9 protein-coding genes are annotated in these 8646 nt (G+C 73.4%); 5 read left to right on the top strand and 4 right to left on the bottom strand.

Annotated elements, in window-relative coordinates:
• The first annotated feature begins 104 nt into the window (after positions 1 to 104).
• The 4 genes from F8274_RS28600 to F8274_RS28615 all read left to right on the top strand — a co-directional run bounded on the left by F8274_RS28600 (position 105) and on the right by F8274_RS28615 (position 3716).
• On the top strand, positions 105 to 977 hold the full coding sequence (locus F8274_RS28600; protein WP_255474591.1) for a type IV toxin-antitoxin system AbiEi family antitoxin domain-containing protein: 873 nt from the start codon (positions 105 to 107) through the stop codon (positions 975 to 977).
• A 90-nt stretch (positions 978 to 1067) separates the two neighbouring features.
• Entirely contained in the window at positions 1068 to 2315 is a 1248-nt protein-coding gene (gene purD, locus F8274_RS28605) for a phosphoribosylamine--glycine ligase (RefSeq protein ID WP_151465470.1), read from the top strand.
• 50 nt (positions 2316 to 2365) lie between these two features.
• Complete coding sequence (locus F8274_RS28610) at positions 2366 to 2893, top strand: SigE family RNA polymerase sigma factor (protein WP_370518286.1); 528 nt, start codon at positions 2366 to 2368, stop codon at positions 2891 to 2893.
• Positions 2886 to 3716 carry a hypothetical protein gene (locus F8274_RS28615; RefSeq protein ID WP_151465471.1) on the top strand — a complete coding sequence of 277 codons (831 nt, stop codon included), beginning with the start codon at positions 2886 to 2888 and terminating at the stop codon, positions 3714 to 3716. Before F8274_RS28610 ends, F8274_RS28615 begins: the two co-directional genes overlap by 8 nt.
• 41 nt (positions 3717 to 3757) lie before the next feature.
• On the opposite strand, the gene F8274_RS28620 is transcribed toward F8274_RS28615, so the two are convergent.
• The 3 genes from F8274_RS28620 to F8274_RS28630 all read right to left on the bottom strand — a co-directional run bounded on the left by F8274_RS28620 (position 3758) and on the right by F8274_RS28630 (position 7173).
• Complete coding sequence (locus tag F8274_RS28620) at positions 3758 to 5323, bottom strand: AMP-binding protein (RefSeq protein ID WP_151465472.1); 1566 nt, start codon at positions 5321 to 5323, stop codon at positions 3758 to 3760.
• 181 nt (positions 5324 to 5504) lie between these two features.
• The gene (locus tag F8274_RS28625) at positions 5505 to 6719 is read right to left on the bottom strand and encodes an acyl-CoA dehydrogenase family protein (protein ID WP_151465473.1); all 1215 of its coding nucleotides are present in this window, start codon (positions 6717 to 6719) and stop codon (positions 5505 to 5507) included.
• A gap of 1 nt (position 6720) precedes the next feature.
• Positions 6721 to 7173, bottom strand: coding sequence for an SCP2 sterol-binding domain-containing protein (locus tag F8274_RS28630; protein ID WP_151465474.1), 453 nt, complete (start codon positions 7171 to 7173; stop codon positions 6721 to 6723).
• Between the two features lie 77 nt (positions 7174 to 7250).
• Here F8274_RS28630 and F8274_RS28635 point away from each other — a divergent pair, with 77 nt between their 5' ends.
• A complete protein-coding gene (locus F8274_RS28635; protein ID WP_192580033.1) occupies positions 7251 to 7889 on the top strand; it encodes a TetR/AcrR family transcriptional regulator in 639 nt (212 codons plus the stop codon).
• Here the strand turns inward: F8274_RS28635 and F8274_RS28640 are convergent.
• On the bottom strand, positions 7864 to 8535 hold the full coding sequence (locus tag F8274_RS28640) for a DedA family protein (RefSeq protein ID WP_151465476.1): 672 nt from the start codon (positions 8533 to 8535) through the stop codon (positions 7864 to 7866). The genes F8274_RS28635 and F8274_RS28640 overlap by 26 nt on opposite strands.
• Positions 8536 to 8646 lie beyond the last annotated feature (111 nt).

Consider the following 8646-nt stretch of genomic DNA (forward strand, 5'->3'; position numbering starts at 1 on the left):
CAGGGTTTTCCACAGGGGGTGCTTGCGGTGGGCATCGTGGGCAGCCTGGGTGGGTGGCTGATCGGGTTGCGTTGAGTCGGGTCGCTGCCCGGCAGGGTGGGGTCGTGACGGCGGCGCAGGCGGTGTCGCTGGGATTCAGTCGGGACCAGATCCGCCATCTCGCGCGGTCGGGGCGGTGGATCAGGGTGGCGCGGGGCTGTTTCGTGCCGGCGCCGCAGCTGGACGTGGCGGCGCTCCGGCGGGCCCGCATCCGGGCGGCCGTCGAGAGTCTCGGCGCCGGGGCCGTCGCCGTGCTCGACACCGCCGCCGAGCTGCATCGCATCGGTGGCCTGCGCGCCACGTCGGCGGTCCACGTCTCGGTGCCTCCGGACCGTCCCCGTCCGCAGCGCCCACCCGATCCCGATCTGGTGGTGCATCAGCTCACCTCCGGTCCGGCCGATGTCTGCAGCACCGCCGGCATCCCGGTCACGACCCCGGTTCGCACGGTGGCCGACGTCATTCTCCGGGCCGACCGCTACCCCGCGGTGTGCGTCGTCGACTCGGCGCTCAACCGGCAACTGATCGACGAGTCGCATCTGTCCCTGGTGGCGGCGCTCATCGCCCGTCGCCGGGGTGCCGTGGCCGCCCGCCGCTGCCTGGCCGAGTCGGACGGCCGGGCCCAGTCGCCCTTGGAGACCCGGGTCCGCCTGCGGTGCGTGGACGGCGGCGTGCCGCCCGACACGCTGCAACTGGAGGTTCGCGACGACGACGGCTATCTGCTCGGCATCGGCGACCTGGCCTGGCGCGGCGCCCGGATCATCGCCGAGGCCGATGGCCAGGCCCCACACCAGACGCCCCAGGCCGTCTACGAGGACCGCGTGCGCCAGAACCGCCTGACGAACGCCGGCTGGACCGTCCTCCGCTTCACGTGGCCCGACACCCTCCGCCCGGACTACATCCCCCACACCGTCGCCCAGGCCCTCCGACGACCTCGTTGATCAAGAGGTTTGCGTCACCGAGGGCCGCATCTGAGACGCAAACTTCTTGATCAACAAGATGGGGTGGGGTGGCCAGTAGGATGCGGGGTCGTGCGGGTTCTTCTTGTGGGTGGTGGAGGGCGGGAGCATGCGCTCGCGCTCGGACTGGCCGGCGATCCCTCTGTCTCGGCGCTGGTCGCGGCTCCCGGTAATCCGGGGATCGCGGCCGTGGCGGAGCTGCGGGACGTGAACGGCGCCGATCCGGCGGCTGTGGCGGCGCTCGCCGTCGAGGTGGCGGCGGATCTGGTGGTGATCGGGCCGGAGGCGCCGCTGGTGGCCGGGGTTGCCGACGCGGTGCGGGCCAAGGGCATCGCGGCGTTCGGCCCGTCGGCCGAGGCGGCCCGGCTGGAGGGCTCGAAGACCTTCGCCAAGGACGTGATGACCGCGGCCGGTGTGCCGACCGCCCGGGCGTTCACCTGCGTCGACGCGGAGAGCGTCGGGAAGGCGCTGGACGAGTTCGGTGCCCCGTACGTGGTGAAGAACGACGGGCTGGCCGCCGGCAAGGGCGTCGTGGTGACCGATGACCGCGCCGCGGCAGCGCGGCACGCCGAGGAGTGCGGCCGGGTGGTGATCGAGGAGTACCTGTCCGGTCCCGAGGTCTCCCTCTTCGTGGTCACCGACGGCGAGGCCGCCGTGCCGCTGCTGCCCGCCCAGGACTTCAAGCGCGTCGGTGACGGCGACACCGGGCCGAACACCGGCGGCATGGGCGCGTACGCGCCGCTGCCCTGGGCCCCGCCCGGCCTGGTCGACGAGGTCATGCGCGACGTCGTGCACCCGACGCTGGCGGAGTTGCGCCGCCGGGGCACCCCGTTCGCCGGCCTGCTCTACGTGGGCCTCGCGATCACCGCCGCCGGCCCGCGCGTGATCGAGTTCAACGCCCGCTTCGGCGACCCGGAGACCCAGGTGGTGCTCGCCCTGCTGGAGACGCCCCTGGCCGGGCTGCTGCACGCCGCCGCCACCGGCACGCTGGCCGCGCACCCGCCGCTGAGCTGGCGCGACGGCGCGGCGGTCACCGTCGTGGTGGCGGCCGAGGGCTATCCGGCGGCACCGCGTACCGGTGACGTGATCACCGGCGCGGACCGCGCCGGGGTCATCCAGGCCGGCACCCGCCGCGACGCCGACGGCAGCCTGCGCTCCGCCGGCGGCCGGGTCCTCTGCGGTACGGCCACCGGCCCGACCCTCGCCGCCGCGCGGGACGCCGCCTACCAGGTGGTACGGGGCATCGAGCTGGCCGGGTCGCACCACCGCTCGGACATCGCCAGCCTGGCCATCGAGGGCCGGATCACGATTCCCGGCTGACCGGGCAACCCCGCACCTCCTCGCCACCGTTTGAGTCGTGAGGTGAGGAGGTGGTGGGATTGCCGGCCGACATCGAGGGTTATCGCGAGTACGTCGCGGCACGCCTGGATCCGCTGCGCCGTACGGCGTACCTGCTGTGCGAGGACTGGCACACCGCCGACGATCTGGTGTCGACGGCGCTGGTGAAGCTGCTGCGGCACTGGCGGCGGGTCTCCGCGATGGACAACCCCGACGCGTACGTCCGGCGGACCCTGCTGCGGACCTGGCTGGACGAACGGCGGCGGCCGTGGCGGCGGGAGGCCGCCTGGGCCGAGGTACCCGACCGCGCGGTGCGCCCGGCGACCGAGGCAACGGCGGACCGGGTCACCATTCTCGCTCTCCTCGCCGACTTGCCCCCGCGCCGTCGGGCGGTGCTCGTGCTGCGCTACTTCTGCGATCTGTCCGTCGAGGAGACCGCGCACGAGCTGGGGTGCAGCGTCGGGACGGTGAAGAGTCAGTCCGCACGGGCCATCGAGGCGCTTCGGGGCCGCCTGGTCACCGCGCGGACCAAGCCGCGGGAGGCGGAGGAGCATGGATGAGATCGGCAAGGAGCTGCGTGCGGTGGTGGCCGACCCGCCACCGACCCGGATCGACGTCGACGGGCTGATCCGCGCCGAGGGGCGGCGTCGTCGGCAGCGGACCTGGGTGTGGAGCGGCACGGGTGCGGCCGCCGCAGCGGCTGCCGTGCTGGGGGTGCCGGCGCTGGTGGTCGGCGGGGGCACTCCCTGGCCGGCGCCGGCCGGCCTGCCGAGCGCCTTTCCCTCGCCCGAGGTCAGCCTCTGCGCCGGCGTCAGTCCGAAGCCGAGTGGCCCGCAGGCGCCGCTGCAGTCGTACGGCACGGTTCGCGTCCGGCCCACCGAACCGCCGGTGGACGGGGTGATCCGGCTGACCGGTGCCCTGCGGGAGGCGCTGCGGGATCGGCTTCCGGCCGGTGTGCGGGTCGAGTCGGCGCAGCCCGGCTGCACCGAGCCGCAGTTCCAGTTCCATCCGAGTTACCGGGAGTACGAGGCGGGTGGCTGGTTGCGGCAGGGCGAGCACAGGGGACTCCTCCTGCTTCAGCTGCGGCCGACCGCGCGGGACCAGATGCCACCGAGCTGCGAGTACGCCGTGAACCCGCAGGACTGCACGGTGGTCGGCCATCCGGACGGCACGGCGACGGTCCGGAGCACGCTACCGGGGGAGCCCGGCCAGCGGCAGCTGACCGTGCTGGTGCTGCGGCCGGACGGCAGCGCGGTGCTCGCCGTCACCAACAACTTCCAGGACGGCCCGGAGGGCAGCACCACCACGGCGCCCGAGCCGCTGCTCACCATGGACCAACTCGACGAGCTGGCCCGATCGCCGGGGCTGACCCTCTATCCGTGAGGTCCGGGGCGGCCTGCGCGCACCCGCCCCGGCGAACCCGCTCAGCTGTAGTAGCGGCGGAGTTCGCGGCTGAGCACCTTGCCGGTGGCGTTGCGCGGCAGGTACCTCACGAACACCACGTCGCGGGGCACGGAGAAGCGGGCCAGGTAGTGCCGGACGTACTCGCGGACGGCTTCCGGGTCGAGCGTCTCACCGGGGTGCAGGGCGAGGAACGCGGCGAGCCGCTGGCCGTACTCCGGGTCCGGTACGCCGATCACGGCGACCTCGCGGACCTGCGGCAGCCGGGCGATCAGGTCCTCCACCTCGGACGGGAAGACGTTCTCCCCGCCGGAGACGATCATGTCGTCGGCCCGCCCGTCGACGAAGAGCAGTCCGTCGGCGTTCATGCGGCCCAGGTCGCCGGTGTCGAGGAGGCCGTCGCGGCTCTCCCGGCCGGCGCCCGTGGTGTAGCCCTCGAAGAGCATCTCGTTGCCCACGAAGATCCGGCCGACCCGCCCGTCGCTGACCGGTTCGCCGGCGTCGTCCACGATCTCGACGCGGGTGCCGTGCGGCGGGCGGCCCGCCGTGGTGGGTGCCACGCGCAGTTCGGCCGGGCCGGCGATGGAGGCCCAGGACACCTCGGTCGAGCCGTAGAGGTTGTGCAGGACGTCGCCGAAGCGGTCCATGAAGGCGGTGGCCAGGCCGCCCGGAAGGGCGGAGCCACTGACCGCGACCACCTTGAGCGGCGGCCGGGGCTCGGGCGGCGGCGCCTCCATGAGCCGTTGCAGCATCACCGGTACGGCGAAGAGCGCGTCGCAGGGCTGCGCGGCCAGGGCGGCCAGCGTGGCGGCCGGGTCGAACCGGCGGTGCAGCACGATCGTGGCGCGCAGCGCGAACGACACCTGGAGGGCGGCGTACCCCCAGGTGTGGAAGATCGGCGCGGCGATCAGCACGGTGTCGTGCACGTGCAGCGGGATCCGGTCGATGATGGACACCAGCGGGCCGAAGCCGTGCGGTGTGGGCCGGCGGGCGCCCTTGGGCGCGCCGGTGGTGCCGGAGGTGAGCACGATGGTCCGGCCATCCCGTTCCGGCGGCTGGAGCTGGTCCCCGGGCAGCGCGCCGGCGATCAGCTCCTCCTGGCGGCGCTCGTCGACCCGGTGCAGCTCGGCGGGAAGGCCGAGGACCCGCTCGGCGAACTCGGCGTCGTGCACCAGCACGCGCAGGCCCTGTTCTTCCGCCACGGTGGCCAGTTGGGCCGCGGAGAGACCGGTGTTGACCAGCACGGCGTCGGCGCCGAGCAGCATGGCGGCGACGATCGCCTCGATGAGGCCGTGGTGGTTGCGGCAGAGCACGCCCACCCGGTCGCCGGCCTGCACGCCGAGCCCGGCCCGCAGCGACCGGGCCAGCCGTTCCGACCGGTCCAGCAACTCCTGGTAGGTCAGTGAGGTGCCCTGCTCGTCGACGACGGCGATGCGCCCCGGGTCGCGGGCGGCGGCCTGGCGCAGCTCCCCGGCGAGGCTCCAGCCCCAGCGGCGCAGGGCGTTGAGTTGGGAGGCCACCCGGATGGGGCGGCCCGGGTTGAGCAGTCCGCGTCGGGTCAGCGTGGCGACGATGAACGGCAGGTCCAACTCGCAACCTCCTTCGCGTTCGTGTTCTCCCGATCATGCACCGGCGGCGGCGCGGGGCCCAGCCCACGTGATCAGGTGCCCAGCCAGCGGAATCCGAAGCGCGGACCGGCAGCCCGACCCGCGACGGCGGTACGCCCGGCACGGCGGTGCCGTCGCGGGTCGGGTCGGGGTCCGCCGGCGATCAGCGGATCTGCATGCCGGAGATGGCCCGGGAGATGACCAGCCGCTGGATCTCGGAGGTGCCCTCGAAGATGGTGTAGATCTTGGCGTCCCGGTACCACCGCTCGACCGGGTGGTCGCGCAGGAAGCCGGCGCCGCCGAGGAGCTGGACTGCCCGGTCGGTGACGGAGACGGCCACCTCGCCGGCCTTGAGCTTGGACATCGAGCCCTCACCCGCGGTGAACGGCCGGTTGTTGCGGCCCATCCAGGAGGCCCGCCAGACCAGCAGCCGGGCCGCGTCGATCTCCATCTTCATGTCGGCGAGCGCGAACGCGACCGCCTGGTTCTCGATGATCGGTCGTCCGAACTGGACCCGTTCCTTGGCGTAGTCGAGGGCGTACTCGTACGCGGCGCGGGCCACGCCGAGCGCCTGCGCGCCGACGGTCGGGCGGGATAGTTCGAACGTGCGCATGGCCGCCTGGCCGGTGGCCCGCTGGCCGGTGCGGGCCCGGGCCAGCCGCTCGTCGAGCGCCTCCTTGCCGCCGAGCAGGCAGCGCCCCGGAACCCGGACGTCGTCGAGGAAGACGTCGGCGGTGTGCGAGGCGCGCAGCCCGAGCTTGCGCAGCTTGCGGGTGGCGGTGAGCCCCGGCGTGCCGGGCGGCACGACGAACGCGGCCTGCCCCCGCGAGCCCAGGTCCGGCTCGATCGAGGCGGTGACCACGTGCACGCCGGCGATGCCGCCGTTGGTGGCGTACGCCTTCTGGCCGTTGAGCACCCACTCGTCGGTGGCCGCGTCGTAGACCGCGCGGGTCCGCATCGACCCGACGTCGGAGCCGGCCTCCGGTTCGGTGGTGCAGAACGCGGCGACCGCCGGCTGGTCGACGTCGCCGAAGCACTGCGGCACCCACTCGACGAGCTGGTCGGGGGTGCCGGCGCCGTAGATGGCGGCGACGGCCAGCGAGGTGCCGAAGATGCTCAGGCCGATGCCGGCGTCACCCCAGAACAGCTCCTCGCTGGCGATCGGCAGGGAGAGCCCGGTGGGGTCGGCCCAGCAGGTGGCGAGGAACTCGAAGCCGTACAGGCCGACCTTCGCGGCCTCCTGGATGATCGGCCAGGGAGTCTCCTCCCGGGCGTCCCACTCGGCCGCGGCCGGGCGCACGACCTCGGCCGCGAAGCCGTGCACCCAGTCGCGAAGGTCCCGCTGTTCCTCGTTCAGGTCGAGCGAGAACTCGGCCATGTCAGGCCTTGGGGATGTCGAACAGGTTGGCGATGTTGGCGGCGAGGCCCAGGTCGCCCTTGGCCTTCAGCTTGCCGGTCATGAACATCATGACCGGGTTGCCGCCACCGGAGACGATCTTCAGGAACTCGACCGGGCCCATGGTCAGGCTGAGCTTCGGGTCCCGGGTCGGGGTCTCCGAGACGGCGCAGGTGCCGTTCTCGATGACGATCTCGTAGGTGTCGGTGCCACCGTCGGGGCGACCGGTGATGTTCCAGTGGATGACCGCGTTGGTGGAGCCGGCCCGGTCGGCCCGGAACAGCGTCGGCATCCGGTTGAAGACCTCGCTCAGGATCTTGCCGCGCAGGTCGCCGGACATGACCTCGGCGATCTTGTCGTCGGGGGTGGACTTGACCAGCTGCGCGAACTCCTTCGGGCCGACGTTCGCGAAGTTGGCCGGGTCGAAGTCACTCATGGGGGATGCACCTCTCGGGCGAGCCGACTTTGGTTACTCAGGCGTAACCCTACGCACGAGTAGGTATGCTCGCAAGGGTGTCCAGCACACCGACCTTCAAGCGCCTCCCCCGCGCCGTGCGCGAGCAGCAGATGCTCGACGCGGCGGTCAAGGTCTTCTCCCGCCGGGGCTTCCACGCGTCCAGCATGGACGAGATCGCCGACGACGCCGGCATCTCCAAGCCGATGGTCTACGCGTACCTGGGCACGAAGGAGGAGCTCTTCGTCGCCTGCCTGCACCGGGAGGGCACCCGGATGATGGAGGCCATCGCCGGGGCGGCCGCTCCCGACCTGCCCGCCGACGAGCGGCTCTGGCGCGGGCTGCGCGCCTTCTTCGGCTTCGTGGGCGCGCACCGGGACGGCTGGGCGGTGCTCTACCGGCAGGCCCGCGGCGAGCAGCCGTTCGCCGCCGAACTGGCCACCATGCGCGGCCGGCTGGTCGAGGTGGTCGCCGGCATGCTCGACCACGCGCTGCGCGCCAAGGGGCGCGAGGTGGGTGCCACCGACCTGGAGGTCGTCGCGTACGCCCTGGTCGGTGCGACCGAGTCGCTGGCCGACTGGCTGGCCGACCACCCGGAGGCGGACCCGGAGAAGACCGCGACCCGGATGATGAACGTGGCCTGGCTCGGCGCCGACCAACTGCTGCGCGGCATCACCTGGCACCCGCCGGCCGGGTGACCCGGGCCCGCATCCGCCGGCCGCGCGCCCAGCGCACCGCCTCGACGATCGCGGTCAGGGTCAGCGCCAGCCCCAGCCCGAGCAGCAGCCCGCGGACCGGGTCCCGCTCGAAGGCGAGCCCGCCCAGGTAGCCGACCAGCGCCGAGTAGCTCCCCCACGACACGGCGGCCAGCGCGTCGAAGGCCAGGAACCGCCGCCGGGGGTACCGGACCGCCCCCATGGTCAGGGTGACCGCCGTCCGTCCACCCGGGACGTAGCGGGCCACGATGAGGATCAGCCCGCCGCGCGTCGCGATGCCCCGCCGGGCCCGCTCCAGCGCGGCCCGCCGCCGGCTGCCCCGACCACTCCGGCCCGGCGCCACCTGGGCAGCGGGAACGGCCGCCGGGAGCCGGGCCAGCAGCCGGCCGCCGCCGTGGCGGCCGATCGCGTACGAGACGTGGTCGCCAACGAGCGCGCCGAGCGCGGCCACCACGACCACCAGCGGCAGGTCGGGCTGGCCGGTCGCGGCGAACACCCCGGCCGTGATCACGGCGGTCTCGCTCGGCACCACCGGGAAGAAGCCGTCGACCACCGCGACGGCGAACAGCGCCAGGTAGACCCAGGGCGAGGACATGGTCTGGTGGAGCAGGTCGAGCACCGAATTCATGGCCCCGATGCTGGTCGCGCCGGCCGTCGCCGCCATCTGCCGTCGGTCGCCCGGCGGGGGTCACTTTTGTCGCGGCGTACCCCGACGGGCCGTCGGGGTCGGCCCCCAACC

The organism is Micromonospora sp. AMSO31t (assembly GCF_008868175.1).
GTDB lineage: Bacteria > Actinomycetota > Actinomycetes > Mycobacteriales > Micromonosporaceae > Micromonospora.

Coding starts and splice junctions, on each gene's coding strand:
- F8274_RS28640 (WP_151465476.1), bottom strand. CDS start 8,535: ATGAATTCGGTGCTCGACCTGCTCCACCAGACCATGTCCTCGCCCTGG.
- F8274_RS28625 (WP_151465473.1), bottom strand. CDS start 6,719: ATGGCCGAGTTCTCGCTCGACCTGAACGAGGAACAGCGGGACCTTCGC.
- F8274_RS28615 (WP_151465471.1), top strand. CDS start 2,886: ATGGATGAGATCGGCAAGGAGCTGCGTGCGGTGGTGGCCGACCCGCCA.
- F8274_RS28630 (WP_151465474.1), bottom strand. CDS start 7,173: ATGAGTGACTTCGACCCGGCCAACTTCGCGAACGTCGGCCCGAAGGAG.